Annotated in this window: 17 protein-coding genes; 8 read left to right on the forward strand and 9 right to left on the reverse strand. The window is 73.7% G+C overall.

Annotation, left to right across the window (positions count from 1 at the left end; translation table 11 throughout):
- The first annotated feature begins 493 nt into the window (after window positions 1–493).
- Window positions 494–988, forward strand: a complete 495-nt coding sequence (gene purE / locus Aeryth_RS04930; protein WP_067855423.1) for a 5-(carboxyamino)imidazole ribonucleotide mutase — start codon at window positions 494–496, stop codon at window positions 986–988.
- Between the two features lie 51 nt (window positions 989–1,039).
- Here the strand turns inward: purE and Aeryth_RS04935 are convergent, their stop codons facing one another.
- The 3 genes from Aeryth_RS04935 to Aeryth_RS04945 all read right to left on the reverse strand — a co-directional run bounded on the left by Aeryth_RS04935 (window position 1,040) and on the right by Aeryth_RS04945 (window position 3,991).
- Window positions 1,040–2,557 (reverse strand): malate:quinone oxidoreductase, encoded by a 1,518-nt coding sequence (locus Aeryth_RS04935; RefSeq protein ID WP_067855426.1) that lies wholly within the window; start codon window positions 2,555–2,557, stop codon window positions 1,040–1,042.
- A gap of 162 nt (window positions 2,558–2,719) precedes the next feature.
- A complete protein-coding gene (locus Aeryth_RS04940) occupies window positions 2,720–3,349 on the reverse strand; it encodes an MSMEG_1061 family FMN-dependent PPOX-type flavoprotein (protein WP_067861362.1) in 630 nt (209 codons plus the stop codon).
- A gap of 51 nt (window positions 3,350–3,400) precedes the next feature.
- Window positions 3,401–3,991, reverse strand: coding sequence for a hypothetical protein (locus Aeryth_RS04945; RefSeq protein WP_067855430.1), 591 nt, complete (start codon window positions 3,989–3,991; stop codon window positions 3,401–3,403).
- Window positions 3,992–4,122: 131 nt separating this feature from the next.
- On the opposite strand from Aeryth_RS04945, the gene Aeryth_RS04950 reads away from it, so the two are divergent.
- Window positions 4,123–5,274, forward strand: a complete 1,152-nt coding sequence (locus Aeryth_RS04950) for an acyl-CoA dehydrogenase family protein (RefSeq protein ID WP_067861363.1) — start codon at window positions 4,123–4,125, stop codon at window positions 5,272–5,274.
- A gap of 84 nt (window positions 5,275–5,358) precedes the next feature.
- Here the strand turns inward: Aeryth_RS04950 and Aeryth_RS04955 are convergent, their stop codons facing one another.
- A complete protein-coding gene (locus Aeryth_RS04955) occupies window positions 5,359–7,779 on the reverse strand; it encodes a hypothetical protein (RefSeq protein ID WP_067855433.1) in 2,421 nt (806 codons plus the stop codon).
- A 208-nt stretch (window positions 7,780–7,987) separates the two neighbouring features.
- On the opposite strand from Aeryth_RS04955, the gene Aeryth_RS04960 reads away from it, so the two are divergent.
- Window positions 7,988–8,539, forward strand: coding sequence for a flavin reductase family protein (locus Aeryth_RS04960; RefSeq protein ID WP_202967707.1), 552 nt, complete (start codon window positions 7,988–7,990; stop codon window positions 8,537–8,539).
- A gap of 25 nt (window positions 8,540–8,564) precedes the next feature.
- Here Aeryth_RS04960 and Aeryth_RS04965 read toward each other — a convergent pair whose 3' ends face one another.
- Window positions 8,565–9,710 carry an LCP family protein gene (locus Aeryth_RS04965; protein ID WP_067855436.1) on the reverse strand — a complete coding sequence of 382 codons (1,146 nt, stop codon included), beginning with the start codon at window positions 9,708–9,710 and terminating at the stop codon, window positions 8,565–8,567.
- 187 nt (window positions 9,711–9,897) lie between these two features.
- Between Aeryth_RS04965 and Aeryth_RS04970 the strand changes: the two genes are divergently transcribed.
- Together Aeryth_RS04970 and Aeryth_RS04975 are read left to right on the forward strand one after the other, a co-directional pair.
- Window positions 9,898–11,397: an LCP family protein gene (locus tag Aeryth_RS04970; RefSeq protein ID WP_067855439.1), complete on the forward strand. Its 1,500-nt coding sequence runs from the start codon at window positions 9,898–9,900 to the stop codon at window positions 11,395–11,397.
- A 77-nt stretch (window positions 11,398–11,474) separates the two neighbouring features.
- Window positions 11,475–12,983, forward strand: a complete 1,509-nt coding sequence (locus tag Aeryth_RS04975; RefSeq protein ID WP_067855442.1) for an LCP family protein — start codon at window positions 11,475–11,477, stop codon at window positions 12,981–12,983.
- Between the two features lie 29 nt (window positions 12,984–13,012).
- On the opposite strand, the gene Aeryth_RS04980 is transcribed toward Aeryth_RS04975, so the two are convergent.
- The 3 genes from Aeryth_RS04980 to Aeryth_RS04990 form a co-directional block, all read right to left on the reverse strand.
- The gene (locus Aeryth_RS04980) at window positions 13,013–13,807 is read right to left on the reverse strand and encodes an ABC transporter ATP-binding protein (protein WP_067855445.1); all 795 of its coding nucleotides are present in this window, start codon (window positions 13,805–13,807) and stop codon (window positions 13,013–13,015) included.
- On the reverse strand, window positions 13,791–14,663 hold the full coding sequence (locus Aeryth_RS04985) for an ABC transporter permease (RefSeq protein ID WP_067855448.1): 873 nt from the start codon (window positions 14,661–14,663) through the stop codon (window positions 13,791–13,793). Before Aeryth_RS04985 ends, Aeryth_RS04980 begins: the two co-directional genes overlap by 17 nt.
- A 77-nt stretch (window positions 14,664–14,740) precedes the next feature.
- Window positions 14,741–15,412 (reverse strand): TIGR03089 family protein, encoded by a 672-nt coding sequence (locus Aeryth_RS04990; protein ID WP_067855450.1) that lies wholly within the window; start codon window positions 15,410–15,412, stop codon window positions 14,741–14,743.
- 156 nt (window positions 15,413–15,568) lie between these two features.
- Between Aeryth_RS04990 and Aeryth_RS04995 the strand changes: the two genes are divergently transcribed.
- From Aeryth_RS04995 to Aeryth_RS17855, 3 genes are read left to right on the forward strand one after another with little or no spacing between them, the layout of a single operon-like run.
- Complete coding sequence (locus Aeryth_RS04995) at window positions 15,569–15,823, forward strand: WhiB family transcriptional regulator (protein ID WP_067855452.1); 255 nt, start codon at window positions 15,569–15,571, stop codon at window positions 15,821–15,823.
- Window positions 15,824–15,874: 51 nt separating this feature from the next.
- Window positions 15,875–18,763, forward strand: a complete 2,889-nt coding sequence (locus Aeryth_RS05000) for a glycosyltransferase family 2 protein (protein WP_067855455.1) — start codon at window positions 15,875–15,877, stop codon at window positions 18,761–18,763.
- Window positions 18,760–20,229, forward strand: a complete 1,470-nt coding sequence (locus Aeryth_RS17855; protein ID WP_067855459.1) for a DUF5719 family protein — start codon at window positions 18,760–18,762, stop codon at window positions 20,227–20,229. The genes Aeryth_RS05000 and Aeryth_RS17855 overlap by 4 nt, the downstream gene beginning before the upstream one ends.
- A 12-nt stretch (window positions 20,230–20,241) precedes the next feature.
- Here the strand turns inward: Aeryth_RS17855 and Aeryth_RS05010 are convergent, their stop codons facing one another.
- A complete protein-coding gene (locus Aeryth_RS05010) occupies window positions 20,242–20,691 on the reverse strand; it encodes a metallopeptidase family protein (protein ID WP_144433670.1) in 450 nt (149 codons plus the stop codon).
- Window positions 20,692–20,693 lie beyond the last annotated feature (2 nt).

Raw genomic sequence — 20,693 nt, forward strand, 5'->3', positions numbered from 1 at the left:
TTCTGCCTTTCGACGCCGAAGGTCGAACGCTTCTGCGTTCACGACGGGATCCCGTAACAAGCGCAGCATCCTCGAACCCCAGTGCACGAACGCAGCATCGTGGGTCCACCCCGTGCCCAACCCACAGCCCGAGACCCCAGACCAGCGCCGCCGCCAGCCGCCCGGTCGAGGCCCTTTCGGAAACCAGACACAGCGAAGGCCGAGGCAGCGCACCAGCGAGCCCGGACTCCCTGCGGCAGCGCAGCAGCAGGTCCAGACCCCCTGCGGCAGCGCACCAGCAAGCCCGGACCCCCTGCGGCAGCGCAGCAGCAGGTCCGGACCCCCTGCGGCCGCGCAGCAGCAAGCCCAGCCCCCTGCGGCCGCGCAGCACCGAGCCCAGGCCCCCTGCGGCAGTGCAGCAGCAGGACGAGACCGACGGACCACGCACCGCCGGCCCCGTTCGGTGGAGAAGTCACCTCGAGGGGGGAGGAGGCTCGGCGGTAGGGTCGGCGTCATGAGCGCTCAGCCCCGCGTGGGCATCGTCATGGGGTCGGACTCGGACTGGCCGGTCATGGAGGCCGCGGCCCTCGCCTGCCAGGAGATGGGGATCGCCTACGAGGCCGACGTGGTCTCGGCGCACCGCATGCCCGACGAGATGCTGGCCTACGGGCGCGATGCCCACACCCGCGGCCTCGAGGTGATCGTGGCCGGTGCCGGCGGCGCCGCGCACCTGCCCGGCATGCTGGCCGCCGTCACGCCGCTGCCCGTCATCGGCGTCCCGGTGCCGCTGCGCTACCTCGACGGCATGGACTCCCTGCTGTCGATCGTCCAGATGCCCGCCGGCGTGCCCGTCGCGACCGTCTCGATCGGCAACGCCCGCAACGCGGGCCTGCTGGCCGCACGTATCCTCGCGGTCGGCGACCCCGAGCTCACGCAGCGCGTGCTCGACTTCCAGGACGCCCTCGCGGAGGCCGCGCGCGCCAAGGGTGCCGCCATCCGCGACCGCTGACCCGGCTCGTCCCCCCGTCTCGTCATGAGACGCGGGGACGGCCGGAGGGGCTCAGGCCTGGGCGAGGCCCAGCGAGCGGTCCGTCCAGGTCTTCAGGTCCGAGTAGAGCGTCGGGTTGTCGCCCAGCGACACCCCGTACGACGGCACGATCTCCTTGAGCTGCGGGCGCCAGCCGTCGATCTGGCCGGGGAAGCAGCGCTCGAGCACGTCGAGCATGGCCGCGACGGCGGTCGACGCGCCGGGCGATGCACCCAGCAGACCCGCAATGGTGCCGTCGGAGGCGTTGACGACCGTCGTGCCGAACTCGAGCGAGCCGCCGAAGCGACCCTTCTTGCGGACCACCTGCACGCGCTGGCCGGCCGTGATCAGCTCCCAGTCGCCCTCCTCGGCGAGCGGGGCGAAGACCTGCAGGTCCTGGACCTTGCGACCGCGCGACTTCGCGAGCTCGAGCACCAGGTACTTGATGAGGCCCCACGACGTCACGCCGACGGCGGCCATCGGCATCAGGTTGTGCGGGCGCACCGACAGCGGAAGGTCGGTGAAGGAGCCCTCCTTGAGGAACTTGGGCGTCCAGCCGGCGTACGGGCCGAACAACAGCGAGCGCTGCCCGCCGATCACGCGCGTGTCGAGGTGCGGCACCGACATCGGCGGCGCGCCGACGGCGGCCATGCCGTAGACCTTCGCCTCGTGCTTGGCGGTGACCGTCTCGTCGAGGCAGCGGATGAACTCGCCGCTGACGGGGAAGCCGGCGAAGCCCTTGATCTCCTCGATGCCCGCCTTCTGCAGCAGCTGGATGGCGCCACCGCCGGCGCCGACGAAGACGAACTTCGCCGAGATCCAGATCGTGCGACCGTCGTCGAGGTCCTTGACCTTGACGCGCCACGTGCCGTCGGTGTCGCGCTTGAGGCCCTTGACCTGGTGGCGGTAGCGGATGTCCGCGCCCTGGCTCGACAGGTTCCCGAGCAGCTGCGCGGTGAGCGAGCCGAAGTCGACGTCGGTGCCGTGGTCGGTCCAGCTGACCGCGACGTCCTCGGACGGGTCGCGACCCTCGGCCATCAGCGGGAGGCGGCGGGCGAACTCGTCGTGGTCGTGCACCCACTCCAGGCCCGCGAAGAGCGGGTGGCCGGCGAGTGCGTCGTAGCGCTTGCGCAGGTAGTCGACGTTCTCCGTGCCGCGCACGAAGCTGACGTGGGGGACGGGGTTGATGAACGACGACGGGTCCTTGAGCAGACCGTTGTCGACCCCGTGGGCCCAGAACTGGCGCGAGAGCTGGAACTGCTCGTTGACCGTGATGGCCTTGGAGACGTCGACGCCGCCGTCGGCGGTCTTCGGCGTGTAGTTGAGCTCGCAGAGCGCGGAGTGGCCGGTGCCGGCGTTGTTCCACGGGCCGGAGCTCTCCAGGCCGGGCTGGTCCAGCCGCTCTAGCAGCGTCATCGACCAGTCGGGCTGCAGCGACTTCAGCAGCGAGCCGAGCGTGGCGCTCATGATCCCGGCGCCCACGAGGAGCACGTCGGTCGTGATGCGCTCGGGGGTGGCGGACGGGCGGGTGGCGGGGGTGGGCGAGTTCAACGCAAGGTCTCCTGGTGTCAGGGGCACCGACGTGGTCGACGTCTGCAGCGCCTTCCAGGGTCTCTCGTACCGGGGGTACGGGGCGAGTCGAAACGGTGTGACATGGTCGTGATCGGGTGTGATCTTCGTCGCTCCCGCGGTCCGCGTGGTGCGGCGGAGGTGTCAGTAGAGCTGCGCCTGGTAGCCGGGACCCTCGTAGTAGGCGCGGACCTCCTCGAGCGTCTGGTCCGAGCGCTCGAGCGCGTGCGCGATCTCCGAGCGCGACGGCACGGCGTCGGGGTGCCAGGTGTCCGGCTCCCAGAGGTGGGAGCGCAGGAACGCCTTCGAGCAGTGGAAGAACACCTGCTCGACGCTGACCTCGCAGACCAGCACCGGCCGGTGCCCGCGCACGACGAGGGCGTCGACGTAGGCCGGCGGGTCGTCGTCGGTGCGCAGCAGCCGGGCGGTGCCGTTGACGCGCAGCGTGTCGCCGCGTCCCGGCACGACCGACAGCAGCCCGACGTGCGGGTTCGCGAGCACGTTCACGTACCCGTCGGCCCGGCGGTTCCCAGGTCGCTCCGCGATCGCCAGGGTGTGCTTGTCGACGACGTGCACCAGCGACCCGGCGGGGTCGCCCTTGGGCGAGACGTCGCAGGTGCCGTCGGCGCCGGAGGTCGCGAGCAGGCAGAACGGCGACGCCTCCAGCCAGGCGACGTGCTCGGGGTGGAGCCGCTGGCGGTCCTTCGCGGCCGCGCGCGGCATCGGTGCGCCGAGAACGGCGCGCAGCTCGTCGACGTCGTGGATGCGTCCCATGCCGGCCACCCTAGGACGACCGGGGGCCGGTCCAGGAGCCGCTCGCGCGACTCAGTGGTCGCGGATGAAGGACGTGACGCGGGTGAGCGTGGGCGTGCGGGGCGCCGAGCCGAAGCCGAAGCGGACCGGCGGGTCGACGGGGGCGAGCGGGCCGAGGTCCTTGCCGTCCCAGGTGATCGTCGCGGCCTCGACGCGCCACGCGTCGGAGGCGGCGTACCACTCCGTCCGGCCCTGGCCCGCGGTGCCGTGGGTGCGCACGCCCGGCATGACCCGCCGGGCGATCGGGTCGCAGAGCCGGGCCCACGCCTCGAGCCGTCCGAGCGGCCCGGGCACGGCCTGCAGGAGCCAGCCGATGGGCGCGCGCACGCCCGGGGTCCAGTGCGCCTCCAGCGGACCGGCGAGGATGCCCCAGCCGTCGACGGCGACGGGCACGATCCGGACGTCGTCGAAGGTGTAGGTGGCCGAGACGAGGTCGGCGATCCGTTCGTCCGGCGCGAGCAGGACGCGGTGGCCGTCGGGCCGCTCGACCATCGCGTCGGCGAAGGCACCGTAGGGGCTGTGGTCCCAGATGCCCACGACGACGCGGGTGCCGCTCGCGGTGCCGAGGCCGGTGATGTGTCCGTCGAAGCGCTGGGTGGTCACGGCACCAGTGTGGGCGACCCCACCGGACCCGGCAGCCTGGGTCGTGGCACGCCGACGTACGATTAGTAGGTCGTCCAACTAAACATGAGCGTTGTCTCACCCAGGGATTCGGAGCCGTAGCCGTGACCGACATGTTCGTGCTGTCCGAGGAGCACCAGGCCATCCGCGAGGCCGTCCGCGCCGTCGCCGAGGCGAAGGTCGCGCCGTACGCCGCGCAGGTCGACGAGGAGGCCCGCTACCCGCGCGAGGCGCACGACGCGCTCGTCGCCGCGGACTTCCACGCCCCGCACGTGCCCGAGGAGTACGGGGGAGCCGGCGCCGACGCGCTCGCCACCGTCCTCGTCATCGAGGAGGTCGCGCGGGTCTGCGTCTCGAGCTCGCTGATCCCCGCCGTGAACAAGCTCGGCTCGCTGCCGGTCATCCTCGGCGGCGACGAGACCCTCAAGAAGAACTACCTGTCGCGGCTCGCGGCCGGTGAGGGCTTCAGCTACTGCCTGTCCGAGCCCGACGCGGGCTCCGACGCCGCCAACCAGAAGACCCGTGCCGTCCGCGACGGCGACCACTGGGTGCTCGACGGCACCAAGCGGTGGATCAGCAACGCCGGCGAGTCGGCGTTCTACACGGTCCTCGCGCAGGTCGACCCGGCCCAGCGCAGCAAGGGCATCACCGCCTTCGTCGTCGAGGCGACCGACGAGGGCGTCTCCTTCGGGGCGCCCGAGAAGAAGCTCGGCATCAAGGGATCGCCCACCCGCGAGGTCTACCTCGACGCCGTGCGCATCCCCGAGGACCGCATCATCGGCGACGTCGGCCAGGGCTTCGCGCTCGCGATGCAGACGCTCGACCACACCCGCATCACGATCGCCGCGCAGGCGGTCGGCGTCGCGCAGGGTGCGCTCGACTACGCGCTCGGGTACGTGCAGGAGCGCCAGCAGTTCGGCAAGCCGATCAGCGACTTCCAGGGCGTGCAGTTCATGCTCGCCGACATGGGCATGAAGGTCGAGGCCGCCCGTCAGCTCACGTACGCGGCGGCGGGCCGCTCCGAGCGCGGCGACGACGACCTGACCTTCTTCGGTGCCGCCGCCAAGGCGTTCGCGTCCGACACCGCCATGCAGGTGACCCTCGACGCCGTGCAGCTGCTCGGCGGCTACGGGTACACGCGCGACTACCCCGTCGAGCGGATGATGCGCGACGCGAAGATCACCCAGATCTACGAGGGCACGAACCAGGTCCAGCGGATCGTCATGGCCCGCCAGCTCCTCGCGGGCGTGCAGTCGACGCTCTGACTCGGGCTCCGCGGCCGGGCCGACGCCCGGACCGGGACGTGCCGAGGGGGCGCCCACTGTGCGGTGGACGCCCCCTCGTCGTGCTCAGCGGCGGTAGGTGACCTTCACCGTCGCGTCGAACGTCCGGCGACCGGACGCGTCGGAGACGACGAGCCGGATCGCACGGCCCGGGTGGCTCGTGGTGCTCGACGGGAACCGGTAGGTCCCGACGTAGCGGCCGTTCGCCGCGACCGTGCCCCGCTCGACGACGCGGCCGAGGGCGAGCAGCCGGTAGGTCTGGCCGGGACGCAGGCCGTAGCCGCGCACCGCGACCTTCTGGCGTCCGACGACGGTGCGGTCGTCGACGGCGAGCCGCGCCCGCTCGGTCACGAGCGCCTGGCGGGTCGAGACGACGCTGACGTCCTTCTCGTACGCCGGTCCGCCGACCGTCGTCGTCGCGCACAGCGACCTGCCGAGGTCGGCGACCGTGACCCGGTAGCTCGAGCCGGTGGCCCCGTTGGCCACGCACGCGCCGCCGCGCACCCGGCCCCAGGCGACGGTGACGGTCGCGTCCTGCGGGGCCGTCGCCGGTCGCGCGACCTGCAGGAGCTCGCCCGGACGCGGCGCGCTCGAGCCGCCGGTGACCATCGGGGTGGTCAGGGCGCCGACGCGCTTCAGCACGACGGGGGTGCCGGCGGACGACGCGCGGTCGGTGGTGTGGCCCGTGCGGCTCGCGGTCGCGACCACGCACACGGACGACCCGCCGTCGGCGGCGGTCACGGTGTACTTCGCGCCGGTCGACCCGGCCGCGCTCGTCGGCGTGCAGGTGGCGTTCGCGCCGGTGCCGGTCAGGCGACCCCACGCGAGGTCGACGCGGGTGCCCGCCGGGAGACCCGTCGTGTCGGTGCGCGCCTCGAGGACGTCGTCGATCCGCGGTGCGCCGTTCGTGCGGGACGTGTTGACGACGGTCGGCGTCGGCGCGTCGAGGGAGGCCTCGACGGCCACCGACGTCGGCGCCGACGTCGCGGTGCCCGACGTGTAGCCGTCGGCGGACACGGTGGAGACGACGCACAGGCGCGCTCCGACCTCGCCGGCCGTGACGGTGTGCTGGACGCCCGGGTCGCCCGCCGTCGTGCAGGTGGCCGACGCGCCCGTGTCCGACACGGTGCCCCAGCGGAACGAGGCCTGAGCCTCGGCGGGCAGGCCGTCACGCGGCTGGGTGGCGGTCAGCACGTCGCCGAACGTCGGCGTCGTGTCGTCGATGGTCGGGGTCGCGGGGACGAGGGTGCCTCGGGCGACCGCTGCCGTCGGGTCCGAGGTGCGCGTGGCCGGCTCGTAGCCGGTCGAGCTGTAGGAGCCGCGCACGCAGAGCCGGCTGGCGAGGTCGGCGGCCCGCACGGTGTAGGTGGCGCCGGCGGAGCCGTCGTCGAGGAGGTTGCACTCGCCAGCGTCGTCGCGACCCCAGCGGTAGGTGACGCTCACGCCCGCGTCGTCCGTGCCGGGGCTCGCGGTGAGCTTCTGGCCGACCACCGGCGTCGTGTCGTCGATGGTCGGGCGGACGGTGAAGGTGCCGGCGGCGACCGCCTCGGTGGGCGCCGAGGTGTGCGACTCCGGGTCGTGACCCGGTGCGCTCAGCGAGGAGACGACGCACAGGCGGCGGCCGAGCTCGGCGCGCACGACCCGGTGGGTGGGCGACGCGGCGCCCGCGACCGTGCAGGTGGCGTCGTCGGCGACGGTGCCCCAGCGGTAGGTGGTCGACAGGCCGTCGGGACGGGGTGCCGCGCCGAAGCCGTCGGAGGCCGTCAGCAGCTGCCCGACGGCCGGCGTCGTGTCGTCGATCGTCGGCGCCGGGGCGCCGATGACCCTCTGGGGGACCCGACGGGGCTCGGTCGAGGCGGTCTGGTCCGCGTAGCCGGAGCGCGTCGCGGTGACGGTCAGCACCAGCTCCTGGCCGGCCGCGTCGGCGGTCGGCGTGAACGTGGGCCCGGTACCGGCCTGGCGGCCGTCGAGGAACCAGGCGTAGCTGCGCCTCGTCGTCCCGTTCAGGTCGGTGTCGGGGCTGACGGAGCCCGTCGCGGTCAGCTCGACGCCCTGCGCGGGCTGCGCGGGGGAGTAGTCGACACTCAGGGAGGAGAAGCCGCGCTGCACCGGGCCGTAGCACTGGCCGGAGACCGGCGACCCCGCGACGTCCCAGCTGAGGGCGTAGTAGGCGCCCACGTCGGACGTGAACAGCGCGTCCTGCGGCACCGTCACGGTCGTCGCGTCGGCGGCGGCGCGGCGCTCGCCGCCGCCCGAGCAGGTGCTCGAGCTGAAGCGGAACACCCCGCGGTACACGGGCGCGTCACCGGCGGGCGCCGGCGCGGCCGACGGGTCGACCGTCAGCGTCCGGCCGGTGGCAAGCTCCCCGACGAGCTGGCCGGTGGCCTGTGGTGCAGGGGCGGCGGTCGCTGGTGCAGCCAGGGCGAGGAGACCTGGCAGGACCAGGGCGGCGAGGGCCGCGGTCGGCCGTCGGAGGTGCAGGGGCATGGTGGTCCTCTACGGGGTGAAGGTGCGCGGAACTTGTTCAACGAGCCCGCGGACCCTCCGGCGGTGGACGCGCCGAAGATCATCCCGAAGGACTAGGTCGCGTGGCCCCTTCCGGCCAGGGTCGCCGGGCAGCCGACGACATCGCGCGGGAGTGGATGGGGCGTCCTCGATTGACCTCGAGTGCGCTCGAGGTCCTATCGTCGAGAGCGTGGACACGCGAGACGCAGCACGACGCCCCGACGCCGCCGACGGCCGCTCGGTGACCAGCAGCACCGACGGCGACGGCCGGGCGGAGCTGCTGAAGGCCGCGTTCCGACGGCACGCGACCGGCGTGGCCGTCGTGACGGCACTCGGACCGGACGGTCCCGTCGGGCTCACGGCCTCGAGCGTGGCCTCCGTGTCCGCCCACCCGCCGGCCCTCTCGTTCTCGGTGCTCACCAGCAGCCGGACCGCCCAGGTGGTCGCCGCCGCCGACGTGATCGACGTGCACCTGCTGCCCGCCGACCTGGTCGACGTCGCCGACGCCTACGGGCGGTCGGCAGGGGAGCGCTTTACCCCGGCGCAGGGCTGGGTGGTCGACGAGGACGGGACGACGCTGCCGGGGGCCGTCGCGTCGCTGCGCTGCGTCCCGATCACGACCGTCCCGGTGGGGGAGGCCGTGGTCGTCGTCGCCGAGGTGCGCGACGTGCGCCTCGGGCCCGTCGGGGAGCCGCTCGTCTACCACGACCGCACCTACCGCACGGTGGGCCGAGAGGTCTGAGCCGCGCTCGACCCCGGCGCCGTCGTCAGCTCTTCGGGGGCAGCCCGTCGGGCGTGCAGAGCCTGCCGATGCTGCCCGTGCGATCGGCGGCGATCAGGTCGAAGAGCTGCTTGCTGCGCTCGGGGTCCCAGCGCACCGAGAAGTCCGCGAGCGGCACCGTGCAGCTCTGGCCGCCGTCGCCCATCGCCGAGCGCAGCCCGAGGGCGAACTTGAGCAACGCGTACGGGCCGGTTCCCTCGCCGATCTGCACGGCCGACGCGGCGCCGGTGCTCACGCCCCAGTAGCGGACCGGGTTGACGACCGTCCACGGCGACGCGGCCTTGCTCGCGATGCCGGCGATGACCTCGCGCTGGCTCTGTACCCGCTGGATGTCCTGCGTCGCGTAGCTGTGCCGGTTGCGGGAGTACGCGAGGGCGGTCCGCCCGTCGGCCTCCTGGCAGCCCGCCTTCACGTTCAGCCCGGAGTCGCGGTCCTTGATCGCCTCCTTCGGGCAGATCTCGACACCGCCGAGGGCGTCCACGACCTTGACCAGGCCGCCGAACCCGATCTCGACGTAGTCGTCGACCCGGATGCCGGTGTTCTGCTCGATCGTCTGCGTCAGCAGGGCCGGCCCGCCGTAGGCGTAGGCGGCGTTGATCTTCGTGGTGCCGTAGCCCGGCACCTGCACCATCGAGTCGCGCGGGATGGAGACGAGCGTCGACGGTCCGGCCCCCGTGTGCAGCAGCATGATCGTGTCGGTGCGACCCCGTCCGCCGCCGTCGCCGCCCGTCGCGAGCTCGCGCTGCTCCTGGGCGCTCAGGCCGGCGCGACTGTCGGAGCCCACCAGCAGGAACGTCGTGCCGGGCTGCTCGCCGGGTCGGTCGCCCTCGGGCTCGAAGGGCACCTTCGTCGACGTCGAGTACGCGTACAGCGGCGTGCCCACGAGGAAGACGAGCCACGCCACCAGTAGCAGGAGCACCCATCGCGCCTTGCCGCGCCGTCGCCCGCCGCCCGAGCGGTCACGTCCGCGCTCGGTCCGTCCGCCGCCCGGCGGCGGCAGGTTGGGCGGCGGCAGGTCGTCGCCCCGGCGTCGCGACGCCGCGGGCTGCTGCCGCGTGGGTGCGGGCTCCCCGCGGCCGCCGTCGGAACCGTAGAGCCAGTCGTAACGGTCCTCCGGACGCTCCTGTGCCATGGCACAGAACCTAGCCGAGCGGGGACCGCGCACGACGTGTTCACGCCGATCCTCAGCCGAAAAGCAGGTGCGGCTCGGGAAACGCAGATCGCTCGGCGCGCCCTCGACTCGAGGTCGAGACTTTGTGTGACCATCGTCGGGACCTGCTCGCCCTGCTCTTCCCCCTGGCAGCGACCCCGAGGACGACATGCACGACGACCGCCCGACCTCATCCCGTACCTCGACGACCCGGACCGCGTCCGAGCGCATCCAGCTGCGCCGGGCGCTGACGCTCACGCTGATGACGCTCGTCGTGCCCGGCTCGGCCCAGGTGGCGGCCGGGAACAAGCGACTCGGTCGGGTGGCGCTGCGCGTGTGGATCGCCTGCCTCGTCGCCGGCGCTGTGCTTCTTCTCCTCGCGCTCTTCGCGCGCACCAGCCTCATGGGGCTCATGACCGACGCCCGCCTGCTGACCCTGCTGCGCTTCCTGCTGCTCGCCGGCGCCGTCTTCTGGGCGGTGCTCATCGTGGACGCCTGGCGGCTCGGCCAGCCGCTGCGGCTCGCGCGTCGCCACCGCCCGTGGGTCGCGGGCCTCAACGGCGCGCTCTGCCTGGTCACGGCCGGGGCGCTCGTGTTCGCGGCGCACCTCGTCAGCGTGAGCACCGGCGTGATCGACACCGTCTTCGCCGCCACCACCACGTCGAAGCCGGCCGACGGCCGCTACAACGTGCTGCTCATGGGCTCGGACTCTGGCGCCGACCGCACCGGCATGCGTCCGGACTCGCTCAACGTGGCCAGCATCGACGCCAAGACCGGCCGGACCGTGATCATCGGGCTGCCCCGCAACCTCGAGGACGTCCCGTTCCCGTCGGACTCCTTCATGAAGAAGGAGTTCCCGAAGACCTTCGACTGCGAGGGCTGCTACCTCAACGCCGTCAACACCTGGGCCGAGGACCACGCGCAGGAGCTCGGCGTGAAGAAGGTCGGCGAGCGCACGCCCGGCATCCAGGCGACGATCGACGCCGTCGAGGAGATCACCGGGCTGCGGCTCAACTACTACGCCCTGGTCAACATGGCCGGCTTCGCCAAGCTCGTCGACGCCGTCGGCGGGGTCACGGTCGACGTCCAGGAGCGCACGCCGATGTTCGGCCACGACGACGCCTGGAAGCAGCAGTACGTGGAGGCCGGACGCCGCAAGCTCAACGGCGAGCAGGCGCTCTGGTACGCCCGCAGCCGCGTGCTGAACAACGACTTCTCCCGCATGGGACGCCAGAAGTGCGTCATGACCGCCATGCTGCGCGAGCTCAGCCCGCGCAAGGTGCTCATGAACGTCGAGAAGATCGCTGACTCCAGCAAGACGCTGCTCGACACCGACATCCCGGCACGCGACCTCAACGTGTTCATGGAGCTCGCGCTGAAGGCGAAGTCGCAGCCGGTCTCCTCGGTCTCGCTCGTGCCGCCGGTGATCTACACCGGCAACCCCGACTACGACAAGGTCCGCACGCTCATCAGCCGGGCCATCGCCACCTCCGAGGGACACGGCGGACGCCCGGCGACCGACGGCATCCTCGCCGCGTCGCTCACGACCCTGACGCCGCAGGCGCCCGCCGCGAGCTCCACCGCGACCTCGGCCGGGACCGGGACCGGCGCCCCGGCCAAGGACCCGACGCGGGCGAACCAGACCGACGACGTCGACGCGACCTGCTGAGCCGACGTGCTGATCGGTAGGGCTTGGACCCGTGGGGGATCATGGGTCTTCGCCAGGACCCCCAGCCGCGAGGAACCATGACCCGTCGTCGAGCGAAGGTGCTCAGCACGAGCACCGACGAGCTTCCCCCCAGGGCCCGGTTCCGTCGAGCACTGCGCCTGTGCCTGCTGTCCGCCGTCGCGCCCGGCTCCGCGCAGCTCGCCGTCGGCAACCGGTGGGTGGGACGGGTCGCGCTCGGTCTCTACGCGCTCGGGCTCGTCGCCCTCGGATGGCTCGCACTGTCCTACCGCGACGACCGGGCGGGCCTGATCGGCCTGGTCACCGACCCCGACGTCCTCCAGGTGTTCCGCTTCGGCGTCGCCGCGGTGGCGGTCGCGTGGACGGCTCTCTTCGTCGACGCCTGGCGCCTGGCGCGACCGTTGCAGCTGACCCGGGCGCGGGCGGCGGTCGTGCTCGTGGTCAACACGGCCCTCGTGGCCGGGGTGCTCGGCGTCGCGCTCTACGCGTCGCAGGTCAGCAACGCCGGCCGGCAGGCCGTGCAGGAGGTGTTCACCGCCACGACGACGAGCCCGCCGTTGCAAGGTCGCTACAACATCCTGCTGATCGGCTCGGACTCCGGGAAGGGCCGCACGGGCATCCGTCCGGACTCGATGACGGTCGTCAGCATCGACGCCTCGACCGGCAGCACCGTCCTGGTGTCCCTGCCGCGCAACCTGGAGGACGTGCCCTTCCGCGAAGGCTCGCCCATGCGTCAGCTCTACCCGTACGGCTACAACTGCGGCTCGGAGTGCCTGCTCAACGCGGTGCACACCGAGGCCGAGGGCCGCACCGACCTCTACCCGGGCGCCAAGGACCCGGGTCTGGAGGCGACGATCGACGCCGTCGAGGGCGTGACCGACCTGCCGATCAACTACTACGTCATGATCAACCTGCGCGGCTTCAGCTCCCTCGTCGACGCCGTCGGCGGGGTCGAGATCGACGTCAGGACGCGGCTGGCGATGTTCGGCCACGACGACCTCGACCAGCAGCGCTACATCGAGCCGGGGCTGCAACGTCTCGACGGCAACGAGGCGCTCTGGTACGCGCGCAGCCGGGTCCAGTCCGACGACTTCACGCGCATGGGCCGCCAGAAGTGCCTCATGAGCGCCATGCTCGACCAGCTCAGCCCGCAGAAGGTGCTGCTCAACGCCACCGACCTCGCGAAGTCGGGTGCGCAGCTCATCTCCACGAACATGCCGTCGGAGGAGCTGGGCGAGTTCGCCGACCTCGCGCTCAAGGCGCGGTCGACCAAGATCCGCACCGTCTCGCTCGTGCCGCCGCTGATCTCGGTCGTCGACCCCGACTACGCCCAGATCCACGGGCTGATCAAGAACGCGATCCGGGCCAGCGAGCGCTCGGTCGGCGCCTCGCCCAGCCCCAGCCCCAGTTCCAGCCCCAGCGCCGACGCCACGACGCCGACGCCGGGCGCGAGCCCCACGACGCCCACGCCCACGACGCCGTCGGTCCCGACGCCGAGCCCCACCGCCACGCCCGACGAGAGCGGCGCGCAGGCGAACAACGTCGAGGACCTCGCAGCAGCCTGCTGAGCTGGGCGGGGACGACGGGGCTACGGGGACTACGGCGTCGCGCGCGACTGCTCGTAGGCGTCGACGACCTCGTCCGTGGGGCCGTCCATGACCAGCACGCCGCGGTCGATCCACAGCACCCGGTTGCACGTGTCGCGGATCGAGCGCATCGAGTGGCTGACGAGGAACACGGTGCCTGCGTCGTCACGGATCGCGCGGATGCGGGCCTCGCTGCGCTCGCGGAACGCCTGGTCGCCGACGGCCAGCGCCTCGTCGACGATGAGGATCTCGTGGTCGCGGGCCGTGGCGATGGCGAACTTCAGCCGTGCCGTCATGCCCGAGGAGTAGGTCCGCATGGGCAGATCGATGAAGTCGCGGATGCCGGAGAAGTCGACGATCTCCTCGTACTTCGCCTCGATCTCGGCCCGGCTGAGCCCGAGGGCGAGACCGCCGAGGATGACGTTGCGCTCGCCCGACAGGTCCTTGATCAGGGCTGCTCCGACGCCCAGCATGCTGGGTCGTGACGCCGCGTGGATGCTGCCCTGCGACGTGGGCGTCAGGCCGGTGATGGCGCGCATGAGCGTCGACTTGCCGGAGCCGTTCGAGCCGATGACGCCGATGCTGTCGTTCTCGTACGCCGTGAACGACACGCCCTTCAGCGCGTGGACGGTCCGGGTGCCGCCGGTGCGCTGCAGCAGACGGCGTCCGGTCTCCGCGGGCCCGGCGCGCTTGCCGGTGGAGAGCACCTTGTACTCCACGTGCACGTCGTCGACGACCACGACCGGACGGCGCGGCTCCGCGGCTCCGGGCTGGTCGTCGAGAGGGGACTCAGTCGGTCCGGCCATACCGCTCCTCCGCCGCCCAGAAGAAGATCGTGCCGAGGACCAGCACCGCCACCGACCACGCCGCGGCGTAGCCCCAGAAGTGCCACGGCATCGCGTAGTCGGGGCCGTCCAGCAGCACGGCCCGGCCCAGCGAGAGGAACTCGTGGATGGGCTGCGCGTCGGCCACGGTGCGGAACGTCGTCCCGGGGTCGAAGCGCTGGTCGATGCTGTAGAAGATGCCCGAGGTGTAGAAGAACATCCGCGAGATGAACGGCAGCAGGTTGGTCAGGTCGCGGAAGTGCACGGTGAGCCGCGCCGTGATCAGCGCCAGACCCGTGTTGAAGACCGTGAACAGCGCGACCAGGGGGACCAGCAGCAGCCACTCCAGGTCGGGGAGGTTGCCGTAGCCGATGGCGAAGGCGGCCATGACGCCGACCATCGGCACGAACTGCAGGAACCGCTCGGCCACCAGCGCCAGGGGCAGCGCCATGCGGGGGAAGGCCAGGCTCTGCACGAGGGCCGCGTTGGTGGTGATCGACTTCGCCCCGGTCGAGAAGGAGGTCGAGAAGTACTCGAACATCAGGACGCCGATGACGAGGAACGCGACGAAGTCCTCGACACCGCGGCTGGTCTGGAGCACGAACCCGAACACGAGCCCGTAGACGCCGGCGTTGAGCAGCGGGCGCAGGACCACCCACGCCATGCCGAGCCGGTTCCGGCCGTTGTCGGCCTCGATCCGGAAGCGGGCCAGCGCCTGGATGAACTCGCGGTGGCGCAGGACGTCGGCGAGGTAGGCGCCGAGGGGCGGGCGGCCGCCGACCTTGGTGAGCCCGGGGACGGCGGAGGGCGGGCTGGTGTTCACGCGCTGTCGGCTCATCCGGGCGGAGGGCCTTCCTGTGGTCTGGCAGCGGGGAGGGGACCTGCGAGCGGCCGTCGAAAGTGTAGAGGATCCGCTCAGGCGACGACCTCGGCGCGCTCCTGCTCCGCCACGCGGGCCAGCACGTCGTCGTCGGCTCCGGCGACGACCACGACCGAGCCCCCGCCGCGCAGAGCGGAGACGAGCACTCTCACGTCGCGCTCGAGCGACCCGGGCCGCACCGCCAGGCGCCGTGGGTCGGGCGGGCTCGTGGCGAGGAGGGCGGCGTGGTCGAGCGCGCCCGTGGCCGCGAGGTCGACGGCGGGGGAGGAGGGCGTCGGCGGGTCGAGCGGCACGAAGACGTCGGGCTGGCCCGGCACGACCGTGGCGAGGTCGACGAAGCCGACGGGCGGCTCGAGGAACCGTCCGCCGAGCGGACGCAGCGACGCCGCCAGCCGGACGGGCTCGTCGCCCTGGAGCTCCGGGCCGCTCACGCCGACCGCGGCGTCGTGCTCCACGACGACCGCGCCGACGCTCCAGCACGACAGCAGCCAGACGAAGCGCAGCCAGTGCGTCGGCAGGCCCACGCGCACCCGCGTCCCCGGCTCGACGTCGAGCTCGTCGACCAGCAGCGACGACGTCTTCGCGACCCAGTTGGCCGTCGTGGTGGCGCTGAGCTCCACCCGTTCGCCGGTGCCGCGGTCGTCCCAGGTGAGGAGCGGGCGGCCGGGCTCGCGCACGGCGGGGAGGAGGTCGGCGAGGGTCGTCACGGCGCCATCCTCGCAGGGACCGCCGCCGGTCGAGTGCCCCGTCCCGGCCCCTGGCGTGCCGTCCGGACCCCTGCCACGCGGCGCGACACGCCGGAGACGGCGCGGATCGTGCAATTCGGCTTGACGTATGGCAGCGCCAGGCGTGTAATTACGGACATGTCATTCGATCTGGGTCTGCCACTGTCCCCCGAAGAGGAGCTCATGTGGCAGGAGCGTGCGCTCTGTGCCCAGACCGACCCGGAGGCCTTCTTCCCCGAGAAGGGCGGGTCCACGCGCGAGGCGAAGCGGGTCTGCCTGACGTGCGACGTGCGCGGCGAGTGCCTCGACTACGCCCTCGCCCACGACGAGCGGTTCGGCATCTGGGGCGGTCTCTCCGAGCGTGAGCGGCGCAAGCTGAAGAAGCGCGCCTGAGCCGCCCCGCCGGGACGGCGGGCCCTTTCGCGCCCCGCTAGGTTGGCGGGCATGGACGAGCGCGTGACCGACGAGGACGCACCCGCCCTCCCGGCCTGGCGCTCGGCGCCGCCCACGGTGGGCGCGGTCCTCGTGACCCACGACGGCGGACGCTGGCTGCCGCAGGTGCTCGCGTCGTTCTCGGCGCTGGAGCACGCCCCCACCAGCTGGCGCGTGGTCGACGTCAGCTCGACCGACGACGGCCCCGAGCTCGTGCGCGAGGCGTTCGGCCCCGACCGCGTGACCTACGCCCCGGCCGGCACGGGCTTCGGTGCCGCCGTGCGGCTCGCGGTCGACACGATGCCCCGCACCGACTGGCTGTGGCTGCTGCACGACGACGCGATCGTCGAGCCGGGGGCGCTGGCCGCCCTCCTCGACGAGGCCACCGCGGCCGACGACGTCGCCGTGGCCGGCCCCAAGATCCGTGAGTGGCCGTCGCTGCGGCGCCTGCTCGAGGTCGGGCTGACGGTCACCTCGACCGGTGTCCGCGAGACCGGCCTGGAGACGGGGGAGCCCGACGCGGGCCAGCACGACTGGCCGAAGGACGTGCTCGCCGTCGACACGGCGGGCATGCTCGTGCGCCGCGACGTGTGGGACGAGCTCGACGGGCTGTCCCCGGACCTGCCGTTGTACTTCGACGACATCGACCTCGGCTGGCGCGTGGCGCGGGCCGGGTACCGCACCCGGATCGCCCCGCGTGCGGTGATCTTCCACGCCGAGGCCTCGCGCCGCGGGATCCGCCGACGTGCGGCCGGCGACGTCGAGCCCGCCGAGCAGCGGCGCGCCGCGCTGCACACGATGCTCGCCAACACCTCGGGCCCCCGCTTCTGGTGGCAGTACGTGCGGCTGCTCGTCGGCTCGCTGCTGCGGACCCTGGGGCTCGTGCTCTCCGCCCACCCCGAGGCGGCCGGTGACCAGCTGCAGGCCGTCGCGTCGGTCTACGGACGGCCGGGCCGGCTCCGCGCGGCACGACGCCGGCGGGCGGCCACGGCCCGGCGCGACGACCGCGCCGTCCGTCACCTGTTCGCACCGTTCTGGCTGCCGTACCGGCACGGCTTCGACACCGCACGCGACGTCGCCGCCGCCCTGGTGCGGCCCGAGGCGGTCGAGACCACGGGCCGACGGTCGACCCTCGACGACGACGGCGACGCCGTCGTCACGCTGGACGACGGGCCGCCCCTCTGGGTGCGTCGACCCTGGCTGGTCACCGTGGGGGTGCTCGTCGTGCTCTCGCTCGTGGCCGGGCGCTCGCTGCTGACCGGGGCGGGCGACAGCATCCTGACCGGCGGCGCCCTGGGCGTCACGCCCGGCTCGGCCGGCGACTGGTGGCGCCTGTGGTTCGAGCGGTCCCACGAGATCGGTCTCGGCGGCACCGGCCTCGTGTCCCCGGCGGTGCTCCTGCTGGCCGTGGCGGCCACACCGATCTGGCCGTCGCCTGGTCTGCTGGTGGCCGTGCTGCTCCTGCTCTCGGTGCCGCTCGCCGCGCTGACGGCCCACCGCCTCGGTCGCAGGCTGACCGACCACCGTCGGCTGCGGATCGTCTGGGCCGTCGGGTACGGCCTCACCGTCGCCGCCTCCGGTGCGGTGGCCCAGGGCCGGCTCGGCACGGTCGTCGCCCTCGTCGTGCTGCCCGTCGTCGTCGTGACCACGCTGCAGGTCGCGGGTGTCGACCCGCTCTCGCAGCGCGCCTCGTGGCGGACCGCCGTGCGGTGGGGGGTGTGGGTGGCCGTCGGCGCCGCCTTCGCGCCCGTCGTCCTGCCGCTCGCGCTCCTCGGTGCGCTCGTGGTCGCGGCGCTCGACCCCCGCCTCGTCCGCCGGCTCCTCCTCGGTGTCGCCGTGGCCGTCCTGCTGCTCGGTCCGTGGGTGGTCGGCCGCCTCCTCCACCCGGGGCTGTGGTGGTGGGAGAGCGGGTCGCCGCTCGCCGGGGGCGACCCGGGCTGGCGGACCGCCCTGGGTCTCGTCGTCGGTCGCGCAGGCGTGCCCGAGCAGGCCCCGGTCTGGCTCGGCGTCGGTCTCGTGGTGCTCGCCGTGCTCGCCCTGGCGTCCCGCGCCGCGCGCGCCGTCGTGGTCGTCTGCTGGACCCTCGCCCTCCTCGCCCTCGGCGTCGCCGTGCTCGGCGTCGTGCTGCCGGGCGGCGTCCCGGGGACGTCCGTCGACGTGCGCGCGTGGGTGGGCGTCCCGGCCGGTGCCGTCGCGCTCGCGCTCGGGACCGCTGCACTCGTCGGCGTGCCACCGCTCGTCGAGGGACGAGGACGCGCCTGGGTGGGGTCGGCCTTGGTCCTGGCCCTGCTGCTGCCGGTCGGCACGGCCGCCTGGTGGGTCGTGCGCGGCGTCGACGACCCGCTCGAGCGCGGCCGGCCCGACACCGTGCCGGCGTTCCTGACCGACCGGGGCGCCGACACCGTCGTCGTCACCGGCACGACCGGACGCGGCCTCGAGGTCGAGGTCGTGCGCGGCGAGGGGCCGCTCGTCGGCGCCGAGGGCCTGCGTCCGCCCGAGGCGTCGCGTCGTGCCCTGGTCGACGCCGTGGAGCGACTGGTGTCGGCGCCGGGCACGCAGGCCGTGAGCAGCCTGTCCGACCTCGGCGTCGGCGCCGTCTACGCGCCCGACGTCGACACCGAGGTCGCGCGCGCCCTCGACGCCGCGCCCGGGCTCGAGCCGTCGGGCAGCGAGTCGCCCACGTCGCGGGTCTGGACGCTCGCCGAGCCGACGCAGCCGGCGCGCCCCGAGGCGCCGGCGTGGCGGCCGTTCCTGGCCGCGGGCCAGGTGCTGCTCTGGCTCGTCGCCGTCGTGCTGACCGCGCCGGTGCGCCGCCGACCGTCGACCCCGGACGACACGCCCTCCGGTGACGTGACGTCCGGCGGCGGTCGTCGTGTCCGCACGGACGAGGTGGGCTCGTGAGCGGGGGAAGGCGCGTCGAGCGCCAGCCCAGCCGCGGGCCCCGCCGAGCGCCCGGCCGCAGGTCCAGTGCCGCCGGGGACGCCGCCCGCCGCCGTCCGCGCACGGGCGGTCGACGGTCCGGGCTGCCCGCCCTGCTGCCCGCGCTCGCCGCGCTCCTGGTGCTGCTGGCCGCGCTGGTCGGCACCTCCGACGACCCCGGCGAGGCCCCCCGCGCCGTGCCCGTGCAGGAGACGCGGTACGCGTGTGCCGGAGGCCCCGGACTCGTCACGGGACAGGTCGAGGCCGGCCGCTCCGCGTCCGCCAGGCTGTCGCCCGGCGGCGACGAGGTCGCCGACGTCGTCGACCCGGCCCGCTGGGTCCGCTCGGACCTCGCCCGGGCCCTCGGCCGGGGCGACCGGTCGCTCGTCGTGACCCAGCGCGGCGAGGGTTCCGGCGGGGTCGGGTTCGTCACCGGCGTCCTCGGGGCGGCCCGCGGCGACGGACTGGTCGTCGGACGTTGTCCGGGGGTCGTCGACGACGCCTGGTACGCCGGACTCGGGTCCGCGCAGCGTCACCTCGGCGTCCTCGTCCTGACCAACCTGTCGCAGACGCCCGCCGTCCTCGACGTCACGCTCTGGTCGCCCGAGGGTCCGGTCGACGCCGTGGGGGGCGAGGGTCTCGTCGTCGAGGCCGGCTCGACCCGCACCGTCCGGCTCTCCGACCTCGCCGCCGGCGAGGACGTCCTCGGCGTGCACGTGGCGCGGCGTCGCGGCGCCGTCGCGGTCGCCGCGCTCGACACCTCGACGGGCAGCGCCCAGGGCTCGGAGCTGGTCAGCCCCATGGCCTCGCCCTCGCGTCGCGTGGTGCTCGCCGGCCTCGTGGGCCGCGGCACCCGGACGCTCAGCGTGCTCAACCCGGGGGAGACGACGGCACGCGCTCGCGTGGAGGTGCTGGGGCCCGACGGGACGTTCGCGCCGGAGGGTCTCGACGAGGTCCGGGTGCGGCCCGGCAGCGTCACGCGGGTGAGCCTGCCGGGCAGCGTCGGCGACGGCCCTGCGGCGCTGCGCGTCGTCTCCGACGAGCCGGTCGTGGCGTCGGCGTCGGTCGCGTCCGACGGCGACCTCTCGGTGCTCGAGGACGTCGGCGACTGGACGGGCGGGGCGCTCGTCCCGGTCGGCGGCGCGGTCGGCGAGCCCGACCTCCTCCTCACGGCGCCCGGCGACGCCGGCCGCACCGTCGTGGTGGAGGGCCGTGGCCCCGACCTCGCCCGCCGTGACCGCGCCGAGGTGTCCGTGCCGGCGGGCTCGACCGTGCGGGTCGACCTCGGCCGCGTGCTCGACCTCGACGGCGTGTCCTCGGTGCTGGTCCGCTCCGACGGCGGTGTCGTCGGCGCGGCGCAGTACACGGCCGGGGGACGCCAGGCGAGCCTCGCGCTGCAGGCCGCGCCGGTCGACGTGCTCACGCCCCGCGTGCGGCCCGCTCCCTGACAGGGCGAACGGCTAGCGCGGGTCGAGGTCGTCGGGGGAGACCTGCCAGACCTCGGCGAGCCGGTGGAGCACGACGTCCCACACCTGCTCCTCGAGGTCGACCCGCCCGCCGGACCGCTCGGTCAGCGGCCGTCGGTAGAGCACCACGAGCGTCACGTCGCCGCGACGCGCGACGCTGCTGAGCGGCACGTCCTCGGACCACTCCGGCGGCAGCAGCGGCACGTCCTCGACGACGACCTCGACCTGGTCGGGCTCGGCGTCGAAGTGCTTCGCCAGCGGAGCGAGCACGCCCGCGACGAGGTGGTCGAACGCCTCGCGCGGCGTCCGGTGCGCCGGCACGCTGCGCGGCGACAAGGGCCCCGGCAGCGCCAGCGGACCGCGTGCGTCGCGCCGGCGGGTCCGCATCCGTCCGGGCCGGGGCCCGCTCACGGTCCCGTCGAGGTGCTGCAGACGTCGGGTCACGC

The sequence above is a fragment of the Aeromicrobium erythreum genome (assembly GCF_001509405.1).
GTDB classification, from domain to species: domain Bacteria; phylum Actinomycetota; class Actinomycetes; order Propionibacteriales; family Nocardioidaceae; genus Aeromicrobium; species Aeromicrobium erythreum.